This is a genomic window from Corynebacterium sp. MSK122, assembly GCF_030229435.2.
Classification (GTDB): domain Bacteria; phylum Actinomycetota; class Actinomycetes; order Mycobacteriales; family Mycobacteriaceae; genus Corynebacterium; species Corynebacterium marquesiae.
This window is the reverse complement of record NZ_JASPHV020000023.1, coordinates 15,325-38,120: the sequence shown is the minus strand read 5'-3', so window position 1 is coordinate 38,120 and position 22,796 is coordinate 15,325. Positions and strand designations below refer to the sequence as shown.

20 protein-coding genes, 1 tRNA gene and 1 pseudogene are annotated in these 22,796 nt (G+C 59.3%); 14 read left to right on the top strand and 8 right to left on the bottom strand.

Features of this window, described 5'->3' with window-relative positions:
• Together QP934_RS09630 and QP934_RS09625 are read left to right on the top strand one after the other, a co-directional pair.
• Window positions 1-119: pseudogene (locus tag QP934_RS09630) on the top strand (IS30 family transposase); the annotation flags it as partial.
• A 145-nt stretch (window positions 120-264) separates the two neighbouring features.
• Complete coding sequence (locus QP934_RS09625; RefSeq protein WP_005323677.1) at window positions 265-741, top strand: MarR family winged helix-turn-helix transcriptional regulator; 477 nt, start codon at window positions 265-267, stop codon at window positions 739-741.
• Window positions 742-1,265: 524 nt separating this feature from the next.
• Here QP934_RS09625 and QP934_RS09620 read toward each other — a convergent pair.
• Window positions 1,266-2,276: a helix-turn-helix transcriptional regulator gene (locus QP934_RS09620; RefSeq protein ID WP_205690673.1), complete on the bottom strand. Its 1,011-nt coding sequence runs from the start codon at window positions 2,274-2,276 to the stop codon at window positions 1,266-1,268.
• A 73-nt stretch (window positions 2,277-2,349) separates the two neighbouring features.
• Between QP934_RS09620 and QP934_RS09615 the strand changes: the two genes are divergently transcribed.
• Window positions 2,350-2,715 (top strand): VOC family protein, encoded by a 366-nt coding sequence (locus QP934_RS09615; RefSeq protein ID WP_023020229.1) that lies wholly within the window; start codon window positions 2,350-2,352, stop codon window positions 2,713-2,715.
• Between the two features lie 524 nt (window positions 2,716-3,239).
• Here QP934_RS09615 and QP934_RS09610 read toward each other — a convergent pair.
• Window positions 3,240-3,327: transfer RNA gene (locus tag QP934_RS09610), tRNA-Leu, on the bottom strand.
• 199 nt (window positions 3,328-3,526) lie between these two features.
• On the opposite strand from QP934_RS09610, the gene QP934_RS09605 reads away from it, so the two are divergent.
• The 9 genes from QP934_RS09605 to QP934_RS09565 all read left to right on the top strand — a co-directional run bounded on the left by QP934_RS09605 (window position 3,527) and on the right by QP934_RS09565 (window position 13,360).
• The gene (locus QP934_RS09605; RefSeq protein ID WP_005326268.1) at window positions 3,527-4,360 is read left to right on the top strand and encodes a DUF3662 and FHA domain-containing protein; all 834 of its coding nucleotides are present in this window, start codon (window positions 3,527-3,529) and stop codon (window positions 4,358-4,360) included.
• A gap of 25 nt (window positions 4,361-4,385) precedes the next feature.
• Window positions 4,386-4,838: an FHA domain-containing protein FhaB/FipA gene (locus QP934_RS09600; protein WP_005329668.1), complete on the top strand. Its 453-nt coding sequence runs from the start codon at window positions 4,386-4,388 to the stop codon at window positions 4,836-4,838.
• Window positions 4,835-6,199, top strand: coding sequence for a PP2C family protein-serine/threonine phosphatase (locus QP934_RS09595; protein ID WP_419127406.1), 1,365 nt, complete (start codon window positions 4,835-4,837; stop codon window positions 6,197-6,199). Before QP934_RS09600 ends, QP934_RS09595 begins: the two co-directional genes overlap by 4 nt.
• 3 nt (window positions 6,200-6,202) lie before the next feature.
• On the top strand, window positions 6,203-7,555 hold the full coding sequence (locus tag QP934_RS09590; protein ID WP_049378410.1) for an FtsW/RodA/SpoVE family cell cycle protein: 1,353 nt from the start codon (window positions 6,203-6,205) through the stop codon (window positions 7,553-7,555).
• Window positions 7,552-8,982 carry a penicillin-binding transpeptidase domain-containing protein gene (locus QP934_RS09585; RefSeq protein ID WP_419127405.1) on the top strand — a complete coding sequence of 477 codons (1,431 nt, stop codon included), beginning with the start codon at window positions 7,552-7,554 and terminating at the stop codon, window positions 8,980-8,982. Before QP934_RS09590 ends, QP934_RS09585 begins: the two co-directional genes overlap by 4 nt.
• On the top strand, window positions 8,982-10,427 hold the full coding sequence (locus QP934_RS09580; protein ID WP_049378412.1) for a serine/threonine-protein kinase: 1,446 nt from the start codon (window positions 8,982-8,984) through the stop codon (window positions 10,425-10,427). The genes QP934_RS09585 and QP934_RS09580 overlap by 1 nt, the downstream gene beginning before the upstream one ends.
• Before the next feature lie 3 nt (window positions 10,428-10,430).
• Complete coding sequence (gene pknB, locus QP934_RS09575; RefSeq protein ID WP_419127404.1) at window positions 10,431-12,389, top strand: Stk1 family PASTA domain-containing Ser/Thr kinase; 1,959 nt, start codon at window positions 10,431-10,433, stop codon at window positions 12,387-12,389.
• Between the two features lie 64 nt (window positions 12,390-12,453).
• Window positions 12,454-12,723 carry a cell division protein CrgA gene (gene crgA / locus QP934_RS09570; RefSeq protein WP_198492290.1) on the top strand — a complete coding sequence of 90 codons (270 nt, stop codon included), beginning with the start codon at window positions 12,454-12,456 and terminating at the stop codon, window positions 12,721-12,723.
• A 73-nt stretch (window positions 12,724-12,796) separates the two neighbouring features.
• Window positions 12,797-13,360: a hypothetical protein gene (locus tag QP934_RS09565; RefSeq protein WP_269954005.1), complete on the top strand. Its 564-nt coding sequence runs from the start codon at window positions 12,797-12,799 to the stop codon at window positions 13,358-13,360.
• On the opposite strand, the gene QP934_RS09560 is transcribed toward QP934_RS09565, so the two are convergent.
• The 3 genes from QP934_RS09560 to QP934_RS09550 form a co-directional block, all read right to left on the bottom strand.
• Window positions 13,332-14,765, bottom strand: coding sequence for a phytoene desaturase family protein (locus tag QP934_RS09560; protein ID WP_419127403.1), 1,434 nt, complete (start codon window positions 14,763-14,765; stop codon window positions 13,332-13,334). The two genes, QP934_RS09565 and QP934_RS09560, sit on opposite strands and share 29 nt — an antisense overlap.
• Window positions 14,766-15,071: 306 nt before the next feature.
• A complete protein-coding gene (locus QP934_RS09555; RefSeq protein ID WP_419127402.1) occupies window positions 15,072-15,725 on the bottom strand; it encodes a rhomboid family intramembrane serine protease in 654 nt (217 codons plus the stop codon).
• A gap of 110 nt (window positions 15,726-15,835) precedes the next feature.
• Window positions 15,836-16,366: a peptidylprolyl isomerase gene (locus QP934_RS09550; protein ID WP_005326254.1), complete on the bottom strand. Its 531-nt coding sequence runs from the start codon at window positions 16,364-16,366 to the stop codon at window positions 15,836-15,838.
• Window positions 16,367-16,435: 69 nt separating this feature from the next.
• On the opposite strand from QP934_RS09550, the gene QP934_RS09545 reads away from it, so the two are divergent.
• Window positions 16,436-17,095, top strand: a complete 660-nt coding sequence (locus QP934_RS09545; protein ID WP_419127401.1) for an HAD family hydrolase — start codon at window positions 16,436-16,438, stop codon at window positions 17,093-17,095.
• On the opposite strand, the gene QP934_RS09540 is transcribed toward QP934_RS09545, so the two are convergent.
• Window positions 17,055-18,692 carry a dihydroxyacetone kinase family protein gene (locus tag QP934_RS09540; RefSeq protein ID WP_419127400.1) on the bottom strand — a complete coding sequence of 546 codons (1,638 nt, stop codon included), beginning with the start codon at window positions 18,690-18,692 and terminating at the stop codon, window positions 17,055-17,057. The two genes, QP934_RS09545 and QP934_RS09540, sit on opposite strands and share 41 nt — an antisense overlap.
• A 142-nt stretch (window positions 18,693-18,834) precedes the next feature.
• Here QP934_RS09540 and QP934_RS09535 point away from each other — a divergent pair, with 142 nt between their 5' ends.
• Entirely contained in the window at window positions 18,835-19,473 is a 639-nt protein-coding gene (locus tag QP934_RS09535) for a DedA family protein (protein WP_419127399.1), read from the top strand.
• Window positions 19,474-19,522: 49 nt separating this feature from the next.
• Here QP934_RS09535 and metE read toward each other — a convergent pair whose 3' ends face one another.
• A complete protein-coding gene (gene metE, locus QP934_RS09530; protein WP_419127398.1) occupies window positions 19,523-21,793 on the bottom strand; it encodes a 5-methyltetrahydropteroyltriglutamate--homocysteine S-methyltransferase in 2,271 nt (756 codons plus the stop codon).
• A complete protein-coding gene (locus tag QP934_RS09525; protein ID WP_419127397.1) occupies window positions 21,780-22,712 on the bottom strand; it encodes a methylenetetrahydrofolate reductase in 933 nt (310 codons plus the stop codon). Before QP934_RS09525 ends, metE begins: the two co-directional genes overlap by 14 nt.
• Between the last annotated feature and the right edge of the window lie 84 nt (window positions 22,713-22,796).

The following is a 22,796-nucleotide window of genomic DNA, read 5'->3' as shown; positions in this document are numbered from 1 at the left end:
CCGAACATGTCGCGTGGGTGCAAAATGAGCTCAACGAAACACCCCGACAAATCCTCGGCGGCGCAACCCCACGTGAAATACTTAACGAACTATTCAAGCGTGGCGCATCCACCGCTTGATTCCGCCAAGCATCTGCCACTATTTCGGGTTCAGAAATTAACATCTCAAATCTCCATAGATTGTTCGCTGACAAACTATATAGTTCGCTACCGAACTTCTTTTGTCAAGCGCTACACTAAGTTTCAGCAACCCGAAAGGAACAAAATGGACCCCATCTCCACAGCCATGAACAAATGGGCGAGGATAAATCCCCACGTCGATGTGGATGCAATGGAAACAACTCTTCGCCTCACCCATCTGTTAAGAGCAATCAAAAACGAAGTGACGACCATCCATGAACAAGCTGAATTAGCTCCAGGCGACTTCGATGTTCTAGCAACGATCCTCCGCCAGGAAAACATCACCCCGGGACAACTTGCACACGACCTACTTCTGTCAAAGGCCGGAATTACCGGAAGACTTAACAAGCTCAAGAAGCAAGGACTCATTGATGAAGAAATAAATCTCAGCGATAAGCGAGGAAAAACTCTGACACTAACGCCAGAAGGACGCGACCGAATAATGTCCATCGTTGAAGCCCATGCCACAGCTGAGCGAAAAGCACTCAACCACCTGTCCAGTACACAACAGGATGAACTGCTCGAATTGCTACGATCTTGGAGCAAAGAAAGTTCGGTCTAAACGAAACGATGTGTTGGCGAGGTTAGATGGTTAGCCATTCTGGCGCGTTGCTATTAGGATGATTTCACTTATCTGGAGGGATAACCCAGTCTGGGTCCTTAAATACCCCGGTGGAGTGCCGGTGTGTTAGCTGCCTAGGTTCACCATGAGAGGATGAATAGGAATCCTCCTCGATGCCCCATCTAAAGCGGGTGTGCACCAAACACGGAATGACAAGTGCTGGTCGCCAATGATGGCGATGCCGTGATGCCGCACGGAAGGCCGTTGCCTACTGGATTGAAGTCGTCTACAACCGTCGGCGCCGGCACTGAAGCACTCGGGATGGCCAGCCCCGTCGACTTCGAGAACCGAATTGGTCTAACCACAAACAGAAAAGAAATAGCTGCCTCACCACTAGGTAGCTCCACTACGTGTCCACAAATTGCGGGCAACCCCAGACTCTCGAGGGCTCTTAATTTGTTAGCGCACTTCTTTCCGTTTCAGCAGAGGTGTTACGACGGTATCCCGATGCCCATCAATGGTCTCTATGATCCAGGACTTGTGGTCCCACTATGTCGTTTCGCAAGTTCATTAGCCAGATCAGCAGTGAGTTTTACCGCTTCTGGGGGATCAGTGATCCAGATATGGTCCCCAAACTGAAGCAATTGCCTTACCCCCTGAATATCCGCATATCCCACCACGATACGGACAAAGTCTTCGTCCACGGGTTCATGGTGGATAAGCCGTGATCCCAAAATGCGAGATGCCATATCAAGCCTATTCGCTCGAAGAAGTGCGGTGATACGAACAGGCATGTCTTCTTCCAATTTTGCAACGAGCTGCGCCCACACCCTTGCCAAACTTTGCCCTTGACGAAGCTGAGCAGCTTGACCTAAAACGCGAAAGGTTTCCAAGCGCGAGACTGCCAACATCCTTGGTTCCCCATCGACATCGACGACCAAGTACCAACGTCTACCCTTGTGCACAAGCCCATAAGGATCAGCCACAGCACGTTGCAGCTTCTTGTCCCCACTTCGGCGATACAACACCTCAATTCGAGCTTCATTCCGTACAGCCTCCAGCAGACCTTCTAAGTCGCTTTGGGTTTCATTGCTAAACCAGCCACTGGAATCAAATAGAACCTTCTCTTCCAAATTATGAGTATCGGATGCTCTAGAGAATGAGACTGCGTTCAACTTCTCCTGCAACAAGGCGATGTCCTGGCCAAACCCCAAGTGCGCGAGTGAATCCGCCCCAACACCAAGAATCCTCAACAGCTGAATCTCAATCGGATCCAATCGAGAAGCATTCAACCGAGAACGCCTATCAAGCACAATCCCACCATGCATACCTTGCTCCGTATAAACAGGTATCCCCGCGGCCGAGAGCGCATCAACGTCACGCAGTATTGTGCGCTGCGAAACTTCAAAATGTGAAGCCAACTCCGCAGACGTAACACGGCCTCGTGTTTGCAACAACAAGAGCATAGACAACAGTCGCGCCGATCTCATGCCGCAATTATCACTGGAACCACAATATTTTTCGGAATATGACACTCCTTGTCAGGTTTGTTTGGTCCAATGCGCTTTGGCCACGTAAACAACACCACTCACCGAGAGGAGAATGGCAATGCCAACCCCCAATCTTTTCCTGACTTATGTCTCTGATGTCGAGACCTCGACTGCCTTCTACAGCGATTTATTCGACATGCAGCCATCGTTCATCAGTCCTCGATATGTAGCATTCGAAATTTCACAGGATGTCCTGTTTGCTGTATGGACCGGCCATAACACCCACATGGAGAAACAAGCACCGCGAACAAGCGAAATAGGTTTGATGTTGGATGGACCGGCAACCCGCATTGATGAGACATACCGTCTATGGAAATCAAAAGGAGTCCAAATTGTGCAGCCACCCTACGATGACGTCTTCGGCCGCACCTTCGTAGTTGCCGACCCTGATGGAAACCTTATCCGCGTCAGCCCAGTCGATTAATTCTTAAATCGGGATTCAACAGCTAGGAAATCCTCCAACACCCCAAGGAAAACATCTCAGTTGGAGGATTCCAAGTGCCCCAAAGTGGGAGCTAAAGCCGGGAAAGAATTAAGTACACCGGCTTTCCCGTACAACAAATCCCTAAAAACTGACTGGCTTATGGGCCCCAGCTGAGATACCGCAAACGTAAAGCCCCAGCCCCCCAAACGAACTACTAAATCACCCGATAAAATAATTAGCCGCTCAACCTTGCCATCCAAGCCCAGCAAAGTCGTCCGACTTCGAACCGACTGCCTACACAGTATGCCTAAGACCCAATGCCAGGGCGTCAGATCAAGATAACAAGCAAGATGACTTGTTGACACCATCGAAAACAAGAGTTTAACAGCCGAGAGCGGGAGTTAGGATGTAAATCCCCACACTTGCAATCCTCGACCGCTAAAGTTCAGAAATACAAAGAAACCGGAGGTCACGAACCCTTTCGAGTTTGTTACCTCCGGTGTCGCAGTTTGTACAACTGCTCATGGTGCCCGGGGCGGGACTTGAACCCGCACGTCCTTATCGAACACTGGCACCTGAAGCCAGCGCGTCTGCCAATTCCGCCACCCGGGCAGGGTGTGGATGTCTTAGCGACTTGATAAAGATACCACGAATGCTGCTCAGAACTACAAATCTGCAGGAAAAATAAACTATTTCGGGCAAAGAGAAGGGAAATTTCTGGGAACTTTCGCGTCGCCATCTACGTTTCGAGGTAGTGAACAAACTATACTGATCGCTACTGATCGCTGCATGGTGGAAAGGAGAATGGCTCGTGGCGTTTTTAGAAAAGCTGGCGAAGCTGGACTCCGCCATGCAACGCGGCCTTGATAACGGCATGGCCCTTGTCTTCGGCGGCAAGGTCGTTCCCGCGGAAATTGATGAGCTTTTGAAGCAAGAAGCTCAGGACAATCTCGCGCGCGGCGACGATGACAACCTTTATAGTCCGAACGTAATGACTGTGGGTGTCTCCTCCAAGGATTTGGAGAACTTGTCGCAGGATCGCAATTTGCCGGCCGATTGTGCAGACCAGTTGTCGCGCTTCATTCGCAATAGCGGATGGTCCCTCGCGGGCCCCGTGATCGTGCGAGTGGCAGAAGAATCTGGTTTGCGCACGGGTCAGCTTCGCGTGTCCTCGTTTATTGATCACGAGCCCACGGAAGAGACCGGATTTGAGGCTATTTTCCACGACTTTGATGGTCAGGAGGACCAGATGACCGAGCAGCACGAGAATACGGCTGATGACGCGGTAACTACCGCTTTCATTGCTCCAGATAGTCAACCCGCCCCGCAGCCGCAGGGCCCAGCAGTCAACCTGATGCTGCAGGATGGCTCTTCGCGCGTTTATCACGTGCAAGAAGGCTCCAATATTATCGGCCGCAGCAATGACGCGGACCTGCGCCTGCCGGATACTGGCGTATCCCGCCAGCACGCGGAAATCACCTGGAACGGCCAGGATGCGGTGCTGGTGGATTTGCAGTCCACCAATGGCACCACGGTGAATGAGACGCCGATTGATAATTGGCTGCTTGCCGATGGCGATGTGATCACCATGGGCCATTCCCACATCGAGGTTCGCATCACGGGCCTTGATTCGCACAGCTACTAAGTTCAGTTAAGGAAGGGAGGTCGCCATGGATGCAGTCATCATGCTGGCGCTTCGCATCGGCTTGTTGGCTCTGCTTTGGATTTTTATCCTGGTGGCCTTAAACGCCATGCGTCGCGATACCAATAAGTCCGCCGGCGCTATCCGCCAGCAGTCGAAGAAGGTTGGCGCACCGCGGCGTCGGGAAGCGATTAAGCAGCTGTCCATCGTGGAGGGTCCCCTGCAGGGCTCCCATATGGAGTTGGGCACGTTGGAGGATTGCACGCTGGGCCGCGCCTCGGACTGCGATTTTGTCACGGGCGACGATTATTCTTCTGGCCACCATGCCCGGCTATTCCGCCGCGGCAGCGAATGGGTTGTGGAGGATTTGGAATCTCGCAATGGCACCTTTGTCAATGGCGTGCGCATCGACCAACCCGAGGTAGTCGGCGCGGACTCCGAAATTAAGCTGGGCCGCACCACCGTGAGGTTGAACGCATGACACTGAAGCTGAACTTCTTTGCTAAGTCCGATCGCGGCCTCATTCGCGATAACAACGAGGACTCGGGCTACGCCGGTCCTCACCTTTTGATCTTGGCCGATGGCATGGGTGGCCATGCGGCGGGCGAGGTTGCCTCCGAGCTGATGGTCAACCACCTAGAAATCTTGGACCAAGATCCGGGTCAGGAAGACACCAAGGCCCTGCTGGAAGCTGCCGCCGAGCAGGCCAATGAGGCCATCAGTGACCACGTCAAGGCGCATCCAGAAACCGAAGGCATGGGCACCACGCTGTCCACCATGCTCTTTAACGGCACGGATTTCGGCGTCTGTCACGTGGGGGATTCCCGCGGCTACCTGCTGCGCGACGGCGAGCTCAAGCAGATCACCAAGGACGACACCTACGTGCAATCCTTGGTGGACAAGGGCGAGCTGGACCCGGGCGACGTCTCGTCACACCCGCAAAAGTCCCTCATCCTAAAGGCCTATACGGGCCGTCCGGTTGAAGCAACGCTGTTTACTCTCGACGCCAAGCCGGGCGACCGCATCTTGCTGTGTTCCGATGGCCTTTCGGACCCCGTGACCGCGTCCACCATTGAAACCGCGCTGGGTCAAGGCAGCATCGAGCAGGCCGGATCCGCCCTAGTGGACCTGGCTATCCGTTCGGGCGGCCCGGATAATGTCACCGTCGTAATCGGTGAAGTAACTGAAGAAAAGCCCAAGGAACATGAGCCGTTCCGCGTGGGCGCGCTCGCCGGCCCGACGGAAGAGCCCACCCACCCGGATTCTTCTGCTTCGCGGGCGGCACAGCTCTCCCGCAAGCCGCAAGTAATTCCACCGGCCGTCATGGCCGAGGGCGAGAACGAGCGCCCCGAGCATGCCGACGACGACACGGAGGACGAAACTTCCGGCCGAAAGATCGGCTGGAAGGTCCTCATTGCCTTGCTCATCGTGCTCGCACTGGTCATTGGTGCCGGCCTGTGGGTGAAGAACTTCTTGTCCAATAACTACTACGTGTCCACCAACGAGGCGCAGGAAATCACTATCCAACAGGGTGCTGACTACTCCGTCTTTGGCAAGGAACTACACTCCACGCACCAAAACGTGTGCATTAATGACAGCAACTCGCTGCTCTTTTCCAGCCAGCCGTGCGAGGGCGACTTCACGCCGCTGAAGGTCACGGACCTGCCGGAATCTGAACGCAGCGCCGTCGACCATCTCTCCACTGGTGATCTAGGTGAGGTGCAGCAACAGATCAATGATTTGGGCGATAAGGCGCTCAAGCCATGTATCACTGCACCGAGCCAAAAAGATAAAAAGGATGCCAAGAAAAACAAGCCTGGCGTTACCTGCCGGGAGGTGTAGGTTGTGAAAAAGTTTTTTAGCCGAGGCACCGAACTCGGCCTGCTCATCCTATCCGCCATTGTCTTCGCTATTACTCTGGTCAGCCTGGAGCTATCCCAAGACAATGCGCTGACGATGGACCTGGTTTATCTCATCGGCGGATTCATCGGCGTCTTCACCGTTGCCCACTTGGTGATGTGTTTCTTAGCGCCGCATGCCGATCAAATCATGCTGCCGATTGTGGCGATCCTCAACGGCATGGGGCTCATCATGTTGGCCCGCCTGGATCTGGTCAATGAAAGCGGGCTCGCGGTGCGTCAGGTCATGTGGACCATCGTCGGACTTGTACTCTTTGTGCTGGTCTTAGCTATTTTGAAGGATCACAGGTCGCTGACGCGCTACTCCTATATTTTGGGTGCTGCTGGCCTCATCCTGCTAGCCCTGCCGCTGGTATGGCCGCAGCCTGCGGACGTGGAGGCACGCATCTGGATAAACTTGGGTCCCTTTTCCATCCAGCCCGGCGAGTTCTCCAAGATCTTGCTGATCTTGTTCTTTGCCATGCTGCTGACGCAGAAGCGCTCCCTGTTTACCGTGGCGGGATACCGCGTACTGGGAATCTCCCTGCCGCGCCTTCGTGACCTCGCCCCCATCCTGATCGTGTGGGCCATCGCGATCGTCATCATGGGCATTTCCAATGACTTCGGCCCGGCACTGCTGCTGTTTAGCACCGTCCTTGGCATGCTATTCATGGCCACCGGCCGAGTGAGCTGGCTGCTTATCGGCGTCATCCTCGTTGGCGTTGGTGGTTTTGGTATTTATCAGATCTCCGCGAAGATCCAGCAACGCTTTTCTAACTTCCTAGACCCGCTGGGCAATTATGATGGCACGGGCTTCCAGCTTTCCCAGTCGCTATTCGGCATGTCTTCGGGCGGCATCTCTGGCAGCGGCTTGGGCGAGGGGCATCCAGAGCTGGTTCCGGTGGCCCACTCGGACTTCATCCTTGCCGCAATCGGTGAGGAATTCGGCCTCATTGGCCTAACCGCCGTACTGGTGCTTTTCGGTATGCTGGCCACCCGCGGCTTTGGCACTGCGCTGCGCACCCGCGATACTTACGGCAAGCTGGTGGCTTCCGGTCTTTCTCTTACCTTGGCAGTTCAGGTCTTTGTGGTCACCGGCGGTATTTCTGCCCTGCTGCCGATGACCGGTTTGACCACGCCATTCATGTCTGCCGGTGGTTCCTCTCTCATGGCTAACTACGTGTTGTTGGCGATTCTGCTGCGGATCTCTAACGCGGCTCGTCGCCCCATGCAGGAGACCTCGGGCAATGCTCCGAGCGATACCTCCATGTTCCCGTCGGTCCAGGAGGCTCACCGATGAATCGATCCATCCGCCTAGTGTCACTGTTCGCCATCATTTTGACGGCCATCTTGCTGGTCAACTTGACGGTGATTCAGGCTTTTTCTGAAGATAAATATGCCCATAATCCGCGGAATATGCGCGGCTTCATGGAAATGCAGACCACCCCGCGCGGCCAAATCTTTGCGGGTAATACCGTATTGGCACAGTCGACGCAGAACCCAGACGAGACCTACTCGCGCTCCTACCCCATTGATTCACCGGCCTTTGGCCACCTGACCGGCTACTTGTCGAGCCAATTTGGGGCCTCGGAACTAGAGTCCTCCCAAAATGACATCCTCAATGGCACTGATGATTCTTTAATGAAGCAAAACTGGCTCGATGCTCTAGCCGATAAGCCGAAGCAGGGTGCAAATGTAGAGGTCACCATCGATCCTGCACTCCAGCAGGCGGCTTACGATCAGCTTGTGGGCTCAGGTTACGAGGGCTCGGCGGTTGCCATTCAGCCCTCCACCGGCAAGATTCTAGCTATGACCTCCAACCCCGGCTACAACCCCAATGATCTAATGGGTGATTCTGCCGAGGAGACCTGGGCCAACCTGCAGGAGCAGGAGGGGCAGCCGCTGGTCAACCACGCCGGTGCAGAGACCTTGCCTCCTGGCTCCATTTTCAAGATCATCACCACCGCGGCGGGCCTTAACAATGGCTTTGATCCTTCCTCCACCCTGACCGGTTCCAATGTCATTACCTTGCCGGATACGGTGACGGAGCTGACTAACTACGACAACCAAAAGTGCAATGGTCAGGATGCGGTGACCCTGCAGACCGCCTTTGCGCTGTCGTGCAATACCGCCTTTGTAGAAATGTCGGAGCAGCTCGGCGCTGATGAGCTGCGCAAGTACGCCAAGGCCTTTGGCGTGGGCGAGAATTACGACCTCGGCGTGTCTACCTCCGCCGGCACCTTGGGTGATTTGCCGGATGGGTCGGCCACGGCGCAGTCCGTCATTGGCCAGCGCGACGTCACCATGACCGCGCTGCAGGCAGCCGTCATGGCGGGCACCGTCGCCAATAAGGGCACCCGCATGCAGCCCTACCTGGTCAATCGCATTACCGACGCCCAGATGAAGGACGTCCGCACCACCAAGCCGAAGAAGGCGGACCAGGCGGTTAATGAGGAAACTGCGGCGACGCTTACTGACTTGATGTATGCCTCCGAGCGTTCGTCCTGGGGCTATGACGGTAACGGCTTTGCCTCCAAGACCGGCACCGCCGAGCACGGCGAGGGGCTGGCCCCGCATGTGTGGTACGTTGCCTTCGATCCGGAACGCGATATCGCGGTAGGCGTCGTGGTGAAAAATGGTGGTAACTTGGGTGAGTCCGCGACGGGCGGCAAGGTTTCCGGCCCAATTGGCCGCGCTATCCTGCGCGCATACCAGGGGGAGCAGTAATGAATAGCGCCGAGAATAAGGAACATCTCCAGGCACTGATTGGCAGCGATTACGAGCTGCAGTGGATCATCGGTCACGGCGGAATGTCCACCGTGTGGTTGGCCGATGATACCCGCAATGATCGTGAGGTAGCGCTCAAGGTTCTGCGCCCGGAATTTTCCGATAACCAGGAGTTCCTCTCGCGCTTTCGCAACGAGGCAAAATCGGCCGAATCCATTCAGTCCGAGAACGTGGTGGCCACTTATGACTACCGCGAGCTAGAGGATAACGGCCGCAAGTTCTGCTTCATGGCCTTGGAGTATGTGCGCGGTGAATCCCTCGCAGACCTTTTGGCGCGCGAAAATACGCTGCAAGAAGAGCTCGCTCTCGACGTCCTCGAGCAGGCGGCGCATGGCCTCTCCATCATTCACCGCATGGAGCTGGTCCACCGCGATATTAAGCCCGGCAACCTCCTCATTACGCAAAATGGCCAGGTCAAGATCACGGACTTTGGCATTGCCAAGGCGGCTGCGGCCGTGCCGCTGACCCGCACCGGCATGGTGGTGGGTACCGCGCAATATGTATCGCCCGAGCAGGCACAGGGCAAGGACGTCACGCCGGCTTCCGACGTCTATTCGCTCGGCGTCGTCGGCTATGAAATGCTCGCCGGCAAGCGCCCTTTTACCGGAGATTCCTCCGTGTCCATCGCCCTGGCCCACATCAACCAGGAGCCGGAGCCACTATCGACGAATATCAGCGCCCCGGCTCGCGAGCTCATCCGCATTGCGTTGCGCAAGGATCCGGCCACCCGCTACGCCGATGGCAATGAGTTCACCCTGGCCATCTCCGCAGTTCGCTTGGGCAAGCGCCCGCCGCAGCCTAAGTCCGCCCCGCTAACGCAACGCGCACCCGAGCCCTCTCCGTCCGCATCGACGGAGATGTTGGGCAACGTTGCCCAGCCCACCACGATCCATCCGGCTGCGGGCACTGCTGCGCACAAGGAGTCCAAGGGCGGATCCTCCTTCCTGAAGGGCCTGGGTATCACCCTGCTCCTCGCAGCCGTGGCCGGTGGTGGTTACGCTGCCTACCACAACTTGAGCGATAACGAGGGCGACAGCGAGCCCTCTAGCACCCCGGAGACCTCGGTAGTTACGGAGTACCGCGATCCCACCACCACCCCGCAGGACACCCCGGACGAAGATACGGAAGAGGCCCCAGAACCGGTGACGGTGACAGAGACGGAGCCGCAGGAATCCAATCTGGAAGAAGCCCCGCGCACGACTCACCGCGAGGCACCCACGCGCCACTCGCCTACTCGCCAGGAACAGCCCCCGGCCGTACCAACGCAACAGAATCCGCAGGATACGCACGTTGAAACTACACCTGAGCTGGATACTCCAGTAAACTCGCAGGCTAATGAGCTCCCCGGAGACTTGGCCGATCTACTTACACAGGAGGGTGACTAAGCGATGGTCAATGACCGCTATCGGAGAGGCGAGATCATCGGCGCCGGTGGCATGTCTGAGGTCTATGCTGCCGAAGACACCGTCCTAGGCCGCCAAGTGGCGGTGAAGATGCTCCGACCGGAAATGGCGCGCGACGTCAACTTCCGCGAGCGTTTTTACCGCGAGGCCCAGAACTCGGGCAAGCTGAATCACCCCAATATCGTTGCGGTTTATGACACCGGTGAAACCGAGCTGGATGGCATGACCATCCCATATATCGTCATGGAGCGGGTCAACGGCCGCACCTTGCGCGATATCATTCGCGAGGATGGCGCTCTGTCCGCCCAAGAGGCCGCAGATATCCTCAAACCGGTAGCGGATGCACTACAAGCCTCGCACGAGGCCGGTATTATCCACCGCGATATCAAGCCGGCAAATATTATGCTCACCAACACCGGCCAGGTGAAGGTGATGGACTTCGGCATCGCCCGTGCCTTGGATGACTCCACCTCGGCGATGACGCAAACCTCCGCCGTTATCGGCACCGCCCAGTACCTTTCCCCGGAGCAGGCCCGCGGTAAGAACGCGGATGCCCGCTCCGATGTCTATGCGCTGGGCTGCGTGCTCTATGAGGCGCTCACTGGCCATACGCCTTTTGAGGGCGAAACCCCCTTTGCGGTTGCGTATCAGCATGTGCAGGAGGAGCCGACGCCGCCGTCGGAGCTCATTGCGGATCCCTCGCTGACTCCTACCCAGCGCGTCAATATCGATGCGGTAGTACTTACCGCTATGGCCAAGCACCCGGCGGATCGTTATCAGTCCGCTTGGGAGATGGCCGGCGATTTGGAACGCCTGCGCAATGGGCAGATCACCGCGGCGGCGCGCATGCACGTCAACGAGGAAGAAGACGAGCAGCCTACCGAAATGGTCGGTGCCGCCGCACCAGCTGCGGCCGCGCACCGCGCGCCAATCCAGTCCACCCGCCCCACCGAGGACGATGACAATCAGGGTGGCGGCTGGATGAAGTGGCTGGCAGCCTTCCTGGCCGCCCTCTTGGTAGCCATCGTGGGCTACTTCGCCTGGGATTTCTTCTCCAACGATAAAGACTCTGAAGATAAGCCACGCCAGACCCAATCGGCTCACCAGGACAAAATCACCGTGCCAGAGGTGGAAAACCGCCCGCGCAACGAGGTGGTTAAGGAACTAGAAGACATGGGTTTGCAGGTCACCGTCAATGAGGAGGCCAACCCGGATATTCCACGCAATAATGCCATTCGCATTAATCCGGCCCCAGGCTCCGAGCTGCAGAAGAACGCCTCGGTTACGCTGACTGTTTCCTCTGGCAAGGAGATTACGGACGTTCCGGATATCACCGGCATGACCTTGGATGAGGCTGCTCAGGCCCTCGAAGGGGCAGGCTTGGTGCTCAATTCCGATGTTTCGGAAGAAAACGATGAGTCCCCGGCCGGCCAAATCATCAAGCAGGACCCGGCCGGCGGCACGCAGCTGTCCAAGGGATCGAAGGTGCGGGTGACGGTATCTAAGGGCGTCGAGAAGAAGCGCGTTCCCGATGTTGCCGGCATGGATGTCGAGGATGCCCAGAGCCGCCTAGAGTCGAATGATTTTGACGTAGACGTGCGCGAGGTAGATTCCTTGGAGCCGAAGGGCACGGTGCTGAGCGTCTCCAATCAGGGCGCGGAGCTGGAAAAGGGCAAGCCCGTTACCGTTGAGGTATCCAATGGAATGCTCTTTAAGGCCCCTGACCTGGTACGCAAGAATCAAGGCCAGGCGGAGGCTGCACTGCGGGAGGCTGGCTGGACCGGGCAGTTCATCGTGGGCGAGCCGGCACCTACCGGTGCCTTGGTGGATGCCAATAAGATTGGCTGGGCGTCTGTGAACCCGGGCGATACTATGCGCAAGGATCAAAATATTGATATCCGCCTGTGGAACTTCGACCCCGCTGCACTTCTGCCGCAGCCATAACTGCTGGTATCCTAAGGCCTCAGTAAGAACTTAGATAAGAACTTAAATCTAGAAAAGGTATCTTATGCCGAAGTCAAAGATTTCCCAGAGCTCCTCCGTCCCTACCTCGAGCTCTACTACCAACCGCACGCCCGTCAAGATCAATTCTGAGGGCACCCCGAAGTGGTACGTCGCCATCATGCTGGGCCTGATGGTCATCGGCCTGCTGTGGCTTGTGGTCAATTACCTCGCTGGCCAGGACATCCCGTTCATGGCAGACCTCGGCGCTTGGAATTACGGCATTGGCTTCGGGCTCGCCATCATTGGCCTGTTGATGACCATGGGTTGGCGCTAAGCTAGAGCTCCCAGCCTGTTCCCTCGCCCCTACTTCCTGTAGGTGGCGAGGATTTTTCATATCTAGGAGCTAAATGTCTCGCCATATTTTTGCTGCTGGCTTCATCATTGCGGTTGCCTACGCGGCCGTGCATATCGCGTTTGCCGACGCCACCCTCCTCACCGGCGCCGCTCCCCTCCGCCTTTCCGTGCGCAACTACCTAGGCAACGTCTTGGGCTCGGGCATGGTGTGGGGAATCTTTAGCTACCTCATGGGTAAGGATTTTCCGGGCCGGTGGCGCAAAGCACTCCTGGCCGGCACGGGAATTATCGTCTTGATGCTGGCCGTGCACTACGCCTTGCTCGTGGTCTTCGGTGTATATAACTGGCGCGAGGCATTCGAGTACAACGCCCAGTGGTTTATCCTGGCGCTCATCTCTGGACCGGTATTGGGACTGGCCGGCGCGGCCGCAGCACGGTTCCGCTGGTTCGACTATCTCGCCGTCCTTGGCTTCCTCCTCGAGCCCGTGATTGCCGGGCTCATCCCAGGCAGTTCCTACCTGCCCCGCACCACGACCATCCCTGGGTATTTCGCCGCCGCCACCCTCTGGCTCATCGGCGCAGGCTTCTTTATTTGGCAGCGTCGTTCCACGCGCTAAGCGCTTCCTCCGCTGCCCACCACCCCGGCATACCGTGCACACCAGCGCCGGGAGCGACGGAGCTAGAGGCCACAAATACCCCCGGGGCGAGGCGGTGCGGATGGGCCGACAAACGTGGACGCAGGAGGGTTTGCAGCCCAGTCATGGCACCGCCGGCAATATCACCGCCCACTAAATTGGGATTCCATCGCTCCAGATCGGCCGGGCTCGTAGCGTGGGTGGCCAGGATGGTATCGCGAAATCCGGGGGCAAAGCGCTCGATCTGGGCGACAATCAGCTCGGTGACCTCACCCGGATAGCGCTCCACATAGCCGCGCGGGACATGCGCATAGGTCCACAGCGTTTGCCCTCGGGAGGGGTCGGCAACAAATTGCTGGCATGCTAATACCAAGGGTCGCTTAGGCATACGCCGTTTGCCGACGTCCCCCTCAGCCCCACATATCTCCTCCAGCGTGCCTCCCACGTGCACGGTGCCGGCCTGACCCACGCGCGGATCGGCCCACGGGACGGGTTCGCTGAGATGGAAGTCCACTTTGAAGACGGCGCTGCCATAGCGCCAGCGCGCCAGGCTCCGCCGAGTGCCGCCCCGCAGTTCCAGACCGCCCAGCCGCATTATCTGGCGCGGGGTCAGGTTCAGGATGATCGCTTCGGCCGGAGGCAGCTCCCGCAGATCGGTGACCTCGCATCCGGTGTGGAGGCGGGCATGGTGGGAGCGGAGGAGGTTAAGGAGGGCGTCGATAAGAGCACCGGTGCCACCCTCCACCACGGGCCAGCCGCGGGTCATGCCTAGCCCGCCAAAGAGCAGGCCGAACGCCGAGGTCAAAGGCGTGGTGGGCGAGGTAATCGCATGGACCGCGCTGCCTGCAAAGAGCGCGCGGGCCTGGGGTGTGCGAAAGGCCGCCCGCGCGAGACTACTGGCAGGCAGGGCTCCGGCCGCGCCAAACTGCGACAAGCGCACGGGTCTTTCGGGCCAACGCACCAACGGGGTAAGCGCATTGTCCACATGCTCATCGATGTGGCGGACGATGTGCCCGTGCAACCGCCTCCATGCCTGGGCATCGGCTCCCAACTCCGCCGCCGTGTCCGCCAAAGAACCGTGCAAGATCCCGGCCGGCGCGCCTTCTAGCGGATGGGCCATGGGATAAGGCGCATTGCGCCACCGCAGACCGTGGGCTTCCAGGTCGAGGGCGCGAAAGGCCGGGCTCGCTACACCAAAGGGGTGCCCGGCCGCGCCGAGATCCACAATCGTGCCCGGGAAAATCTCCGCGGAGGATGCTGCCGCACCACCGGCCCGGCCGGCGCGCTCGTAGATATCCACACTCCATCCGGCCATAGCCAAGCGCGCCGCGGCCGTGAGTCCATTCGGGCCTGCGCCGACGATCACAGCGCGAGGTTGATAATCCACAATGCTCCTTATGCAGGTCAATGCCCAAATTTATAAGGCTTGTTAACACAATGGGTAGAAAGTTATCCACAGGCTGTGGAGAAAACCTGTGAAATGTGAATTTCACACAATTATTAACACCCTGTGGATAACTGTTTTCACGGGCTTCCACAAGCTGATTTTCACACTTTCACACGGCCCAGACCAGCGCGATCAGGGAAAACTCCGGAAAGACGTTCGGTAAATTACAAAAATGTAGTTATCCACATTGTGGATAACCATTGTGGAATTCTTTCGCACACGCTTTCCGGTGATCAAATTCCACAGTTATCCCCAAAACCCAGCTTGGTGGGCTAAGAGCACGAGGATTACCGCGGCCACCGCAGCAACGCCGCCCCAGCGGAGGGTGGGGCTTTTTCGATAGAGGAAAAGGCTCAACACGATGCCTGTGCACAACCCACCCAAGTGCCCCCACAGGGATACGCCATCGGCTAGAAAGGTATAGGCCACATTCGCCAGAACGAGGGCGATGGGCGCGCGGAGATCGAGCCCGCGCTGGCGGTAAGCACCCACCAGCATGGCCATGAGCGCGAAGAGCGCACCGGAAGCGCCTACGGTGGGGGTATTGAAGTCGAATTTCAAGATCATGGCGGACGCGCCGAGGCAAGAAATGAGGTAGGCGGCGAGGTACAGCGCAGTGCCAAGCGCCCGCTCCACTTCCCTGCCTATGAGCAAGAGCATGACCATATTCACCGCCAAGTGGCCCGCGTCTAGGTGCATAAACTCCGAAGACAGCGCAGCTTGAGGGCGGAAGGGATAATCCGGTCCCCACAGGCCCCAATCCGCTGCGAGCGGGGAATCATAGAAGGTGGCTCCTAGCGTGCGGGCCTGCACGGCGGTAATGAGCCAGGAAATAATGCAGACGGCGGCGATGAGCGCGGTCGCCGGGGTAGTACGGAGATAGTTTCTCACCGTGGTCATGAAGTTGTCAGTCCTTGAGGCGGGGTCTAGTGGTGGATGGCTCGGGGTAAAACTGCAACGAGCCCGCCGCCGCATGGATAATGCGGTGACGGGCCCGAGGGAAAAGGCGATTACGCGATATCGATGGACTCGATAACAACGTCCTCGTGCGGACGGTCCATGCGGTCGGTATCAACCTTGGCGATCTTGGACACAACCTCCTGGGAGGCAGCATCGGTAACCTCACCAAAGATGGTGTGGTGGTTGTTCAGGTGCGGGGTCGGCGCCACGGTGATGAAGAACTGGGAGCCGTTGGTGCCTGGGCCGGCATTGGCCATGGCCAGCAGGAATGGGCGGTCGAACTGCAGCTCCGGGTGGAACTCATCCTGGAACTGGTAGCCCGGGCCACCGCGGCCGGTGCCGGTGGGGTCGCCGCCCTGGATCATGAAGTTATCGATGATGCGGTGGAAGATTGCGCCGTCATAGAACGGGCCGGACTGCTCGCCCTTTGCGTTCTGGGTGGAGTAGTCCTTCTCGCCCTTGGCCAGGCCGATGAAGTTTTCAACGGTTACCGGTGCGTGATTACCGAAGAGATCGATAACAATGTCGCCGTAGTTGGTATGCATCGTTGCAGTTGCGGTCTTCTGAGTCATGCCAGCCATTGTAAAGAATTTAACGCGCGCCTGCCGCGCATGACATAACGCTGTCAGCGATCGCGCTAGCCTGAAGGCATGATTCGCGCGCTACTTTTTGATCTGGATGACACCTTGCTCGACCACACCGGCGCGGCCCGGGACGCGGTGGATCAGTGGTGCCGCGAGCTGGGCCTGCCCGAGGGTCAGCATGCGCGCTTTGCGGCCATCGAGCGCAAGTGGTTCAGCGCCTACGAGCGCGGCGAGGTCACCCACCAAGGCCAGCGGGCGGCGCGCTGCCGCGAATTCCTCGGCCGGGAGATGAGCGATGCCGAGGCGTTGACCGCTTATGACGGCTATCTTTCCGCCTACCGGGAGCAGTGGCGCGCTTTTGCCGACGCCCTGCCCACCCTCACCTGGGCCCTTGAATCCGGCTTCCAAGTGGGCGTGCTCACCAATGGCGAGCGCGAGATGCAGCAGGCAAAGCTGGAGGCGACAGGCCTTGCGCTTGCCGACGTCCACCTCATCCCCGCCGTCGACCTCGACTGCCCCAAACCGCAGCGGGAGGCCTACCTCGCCGCCTGCGATCAGCTGGGTACGGCCCCCGCGGACACGCTTATGGTGGGCGATTCCCTCACCAACGATGTGCAGGGCGCGCGCACGGCGGGGCTACACGCGCTTCACCTCGACCGTGGCGGCAATGGGGATCTGCGCTCGCTTAGCGCGTTGAAAGAGGTTCTCCCCCGAAAAGCCAGCTGACTACGATGGCGCCCGGATCGATTACTCCCTTGCTGCGATCTCCCAGGTAGGAGGCGCGGCCCTTCTTCGCGGCGAGGTCCTCGGTAGCGAGGGCGCCGGCATGGGCTGCTGTGAAAAGCGCCTGCAAAGTCTCCGCATCCGGATCCTTCGTCCCCAGTTCACGGGCCTTTTCGGCGGCCGGGATGAGGGCATCGAGCATGGTGCGATCGCCGCGCTTCGCGCCACCAAGCTCGTGGATGAGGTCGGCCGCGGCAGTAAGCCCATCCGCCAGCGACTCCGCCCGGGCCAGCTCAGTAAAGAGCGTGCCGAAGACGGCCCCGGAGGTACCGCCGGCGAGGACAAGCAGGCGCTTGGCCAGCCCGGTGAGGATCTCGGTATCGGTGCCACGCAGGGGAAGCTCGATGCCGCCGAAGGCCTCCTCCATGTTCTGGCCAAAGTCGCCGTCACCGGCCTTGCGGTCTAGCTCGGTCAGCGCCTCAAAGGAAGCTTGGAGGCGTTTCACAAAGGCGGTGAGCCACTGGTTCTCCTCGCCCTCGCTGGGCAGTTCATCCTGGAAGGTGATGGTGGCCGGTTCCACCGCCTTGGCGCCGCCTAGGGTATGGGGCCAGGCGGGGGCGGAGGTGGGGGCGTCGATAAGCTCGAGCAGCTCCGCATCCGCCTTGAGCAGCGTAAAGGAAGCGCCGTGCATATTGACCGCGGTGACGTAGGAGCCCACCAACGACCGGGCGACGGTGATGCCGCGCTGGGCCAACTGCGCGGAGGCCTCGCCAAAGAGCAGGCTCAACTCCAGCGGGGTGGTGCCGCCGAGGCCATTGACCAGGCACACCACCTCATCGCCGCGGCCCAGGTCCAGGGCGGGCACGATCTTTTCCAGGACCTGGTTCACTATGGCGCTCGCGCTACCCACCTGCTCGGTGTGCGTGCCCGGCTCGCCGTGAATGCCCACGCCCACCTCCATCTGGCCGGACTCGAGATCGAAGGTTTCGCGGCCGGTAGTCGGCATGAAGCCGGCGCCCAGCGCCACGGACATGCTGCGGGAATTCTCCGCGGCACGCTTGCCCAACTCAGCGACTGTGTCCACGTCATCGCCGCGGTAGGCGGCGGCGCCTGCGACCTTTTCCACCAGGATGGTCGCGCCGGTACCGCGGCGGCCGGGGCCGTCCTCGTTGCCATCGGTGGCAATATCATCAGCCACCAGCACCGTGCGGGTATCTACCGCCTCGGCGGCGTTGCGGGCGACGGTGAAATTCATGACGTCACCGGTGTAGTTCTTCACCACGTGGACTACTCCCCTGCCCTGGTCGGCCCACTGGGTGGCCTCGCTGACCTGGACCGCGTTCGGGGAGGTAAACAGCAGTCCCGGGCAGGCCGCTGCGAGCATGCCCTGGCCGACGAACCCGGCGTGCATCGGTTCGTGACCGGAACCGCCACCGGAAATCACCGCCACTGCCGGATCGCCGTCCGCGGTGCGCAGCGGCGTGGTGCGGCCGATGAAGCCGACGTCGTGCCAGCGAGCATCGGGGTGGTTAGCGATGAGCCCAGCGAGGGCGTCGGAGAGAAAAGTGTCTTGACTATTGCGGAATGCGGAGTGGTTCATACTCCCACGCTAGTGATGTTTCTTACCCGGAAGCTAGGAGGAGAAAAGAAACATACCGGTTCCATTCGGACACCCAGCGGATTCGCAGCCACTTTGCAGTTTGCGGAGGATACTAAAAGAGCTACTAAGAAAGGATCCGCACATGGATTTCTTGTCCTCCCTCCACAACCTCATGGACGCGGGCTCGCTGCTCCAGAGTTTCGGACCTTATATCTTGCTCGGCGTCGCCGTCGTCATCTTCATCGAGTCCGGCGTGCTTTTCCCATTCCTGCCGGGTGATTCACTGCTCGTAACCGCGGCCATCCTGCGCCACGAACTCGATATCAACGCCTGGCTGCTCTTTGTCGTGGCCGCGGTGGCCGCCTTCGCCGGCGACCAGGTGGGTTTCTACTTGGGCCGCCGCTTTGGCCGCAAGCTCTTCAAGGACGATGCCCGCGTCCTGCGCACCGAACACCTCGATAGCGCGGAAGACTTCTTCCAGCGCCACGGCCCGGTAGCCCTAGTATTGGGCCGCTTCGTGCCGATTGTGCGCACCTTCGTCCCCTTCGCCGCGGGTACCGCAGAAATGGGCTACTCCTCGTTCCTGCGCTGGAATATCCTCGGCGGCGTGGGCTGGGTAGGTTCCATGCTGCTCGTCGGTGTCCTGCTGGGCGGCATCCCGGGCATCGCCCACTCCATCGACATCATCATGCTGATCGTGGTGGCAATTTCCGTGCTGCCGATGATCATCGGCTGGATCAATAAGCGCCGCAAGGCACAGCGCGAAATCCCGGCCACGTAAGAACTTTTATTCTTTACCCGGCCGGGATTGTGGTGCGATAAGGGAGGATTTAGAGGGACTCGCGCACCTCATCGCGAGCTAGCACCATATTGCGCAGGGAAGCCTCGGTCTCCTCGTAACCACGGGTCTTCAGGCCGCAGTCCGGGTTAACCCACAGGCGCTCGACCGGCACGTGCTTGAGCGCGGCGCGGATGAGCTCGGCCATCTCCGCCACGGAAGGCACGCGCGGGGAGTGGATATCGTAGATGCCCGGGCCGATTTCGGAGTGGAAGGTCTCGTCGATATCCTCCAGCAGCTCCATGCGGGAGCGGGCCGCCTCGATAGAGGTGACATCGGCATCCAGCCCAGCAACGGCATCGATGATTTGGCCGAACTCGGAGTAGCACAGGTGGGTGTGGATCTGGGTGGTCGGCTTGGCCTTGAGGGCTACCAGGCGGAAGGAACGCACGGCCCAGTCCAGGTAGGCCTTGCGGTCTTCCTCGCGCAGCGGCAGCAGCTCGCGCAGGGCGGGCTCGTCGATCTGGATGATGTCGATGCCGGCCTCTTCCAGGTCATGCACCTCATCTGCCAGCGCGACGCCGAGCTGATCCGCGGAGACGGACTGGTGTACGTCATCTCGCACGAAGGACCAGGCCAGGATGGTCACCGGACCGGTGAGCATGCCCTTGACGTGGTGCTCCGAGAGCGACTGCGCGTACTTGGACCACTCGGTGGTCATCGCAGCCGGGCGGGAGATGTCACCCACAACGATTGGCGGACGGGTGCAGCGGGAGCCATAAGACTGGACCCAGCCGTTTTCGGTGGTGACAAAGCCATCGAGCAGCTCGGCAAAGTACTGAACCATGTCATTGCGCTCCGGCTCGCCATGGACGAGGACGTCGAGGCCGAGGCGCTCCTGCAGCTCAATGACGGACTTGACTTCGTCCTTGAGGGCGGCGTTGTAGTCGGCGTCGGAAAGCTCGCCCTTGCGGTGCGCCGCACGCGCCTGGCGGATCTCCTTGGTCTGGGGGAAGGAGCCGATGGTGGTGGTTGGCAGCTGCGGCAGGCCTAGTTCCTTCTGCGCCTCGTTGCGCTCAGCAAAGGCAGGCTCGCGCTTAACCTCGCCGGCCGGCAGCTTTTCGATGCGCGCCTTCACCGCCGCGTTGTGGATGCGCTCGGATTCGGCACGGGTGCGCACTGCGCGGTCACTGATGCTATATGCCTCCGGTGCCTCTAGCGGACCCTGGGACAGGGCGACGACTTCCTTGACCTTCTCGTTGGCGAAGGAGAACCACGTAGCGACGTCGGCCGGCAGCTTGGTTTCCGCCTCCACGGTGTGTGGCACGTGCTGCAGGGATACGGAGGTAGACACGGAAAGGGAATCGAGGCTGTCCTCCAGGTCTTCGTACTTGGAGCGCAGGTCGCGTAGGTTGGCGGCCCAGACATTGCGGCCGTCGATAAGCCCAGCAACCACGTGAGAGTTCAGCTTCTTCACGCGCTCGAGGTAGCCCTCATCGAGTGCCAGGGTGCCTACGGAAAGGTCCACCTGGACAGCCTCTGGTTTGAGCTCCGCCAGAACGTCGAGGCCCTTGCGGGCAGAACCGTACGGAGTGGTGAGGTATACCTGCGGGCGGTTGTCCGCGCCCAAAATGGCCTCATAGGCGCGCTTGGTATGGGCGGCCAGTTCCTCATCATTGGCAATGGTCAGGTCCGCTACCAGGGCAGGCTCGGCCAGCTGTACCCACTTCACGCCGGACTTATCCAGCTCGGCCAGTACCTCCTGGTATGCCTTGACGGCATCATCCAGGCGGTCGAGCGGAGACTTGGTAGCACCCTCTGCCTGCTTAGACAGGGCCAGCAGGGTAACCGGGCCGACGAGGTATGGGCGCACGGTATGGCCTGCCGCGCGGGCCTCTTCTACCAGCTTGATAACGCGCTGCGGGTGCGCCTTGAAGTCCTGGTCATCGGCGATTTCCGGGACGATGTAGTGGTAGTTGGTGTCGAACCACTTGGTCATTTCCAGCGGCGCGGTGTCCTTATTGCCGCGGGCTAAGGTGAACTCATCATCCAGGGTCTCGCCGGCCACGGCGCCAACGGTCAGTGCGGTCTCGAGCACCTGGTCGTAGTAGGCGACGTCAGCAGGAATGGCGTAGTCCTCAGTAAGGCCCAGGTCGCGCAGGCGGTTATAAGTATCCAGGCGCAGGGAATGTGCGGCGGACTCGAAGGTTTCCGCATCGATGCGCCCGGCCCAGTAGGATTCCAGCGCACGCTTAAGTTCACGGTTAGCGCCGACGCGAGGGTAGCCCTCAATCGTCGCCTGGGGGAAGTTAGTGTTGGTCATTGTCTACTCCGATTCGAGATAACAGGTCTTGCGTAATGTCCGGGTTGTTGTGGGTATAGATATGGAGGCCGTCCGCGCCGCCGGCCACGATGGTGCGGGCCAATTGGGCGGTAAGCTCCATGCCGATTTCGTATTCCTCTTCTGGGGTTGTCGCTGCCGCGAGCTGGTTGCGCACCCTCTCGGGTACGGTCAGCCCGGACAGCTGCCCCATTCGCTCCAACCGGCGCAGGCTGGTCATGGGCATAATCCCCGGAATGAGGGGGATCTTCACCCCGGCCAATTTCGCCTTTTGGGCGAAGCGGAGAAAGTCCTCCGCATCGAAGAAAAGCTGGGTGATGGCGAAGTCCGCGCCGAGGCGCTGCTTATTAAGCAGGACGTCGAAGTCTTCGTCCTCGTTCTTGGATTCGGCATGGCCGCTGGGGTAGCACGCCACGCTCACCGCGAGGCGGCCGGCGGCAAAGCGGGCCGCCTGGTGGCTTTCCAGCTGGCGGATGAGGCGAACCAGCTCATCGGCATGTTGCAGGTAGTGCTCGGGCATGCCCCCTTCGGGGAGATCGCCGCGCAGGGCCAGCAGGCCGCGCACGCCGGCATCCACCAAGCGATTAATCCACCCGATGAGCTCGGCGCGCGTCCCGGCCGTGCAGGCCAGGTGCGCCAGGGGACGCATAGAGGTGTTCTGCGAAATCTTCTCAATGAAGGCCGCGGTTCCCTCCAACCAACCGGAGCGCTGGGAACTGGTCACCGCGATGTAATCAGGGTGATAGCTTTCCAGGACTTCTAGTAAGCGGTCGATTTTGGCGGCATCGGCATCGTGGCGCGGCGGGATCACCTCAAAGGAAAGGGCAAGGCGCTCGGGCGCATGTGCTTCCTCTTCACTTTCATAGTCCAAGGGCGCAGAAGCCGAAAGTCGCGGGCTCATGGTCACCTCCTTTGCTGGTCGTCGTTGGTGTGTTGAGAAAAACGTACCAAGCTGTTCAGTTTGCGCGGTAGCGAGTCTGCAATG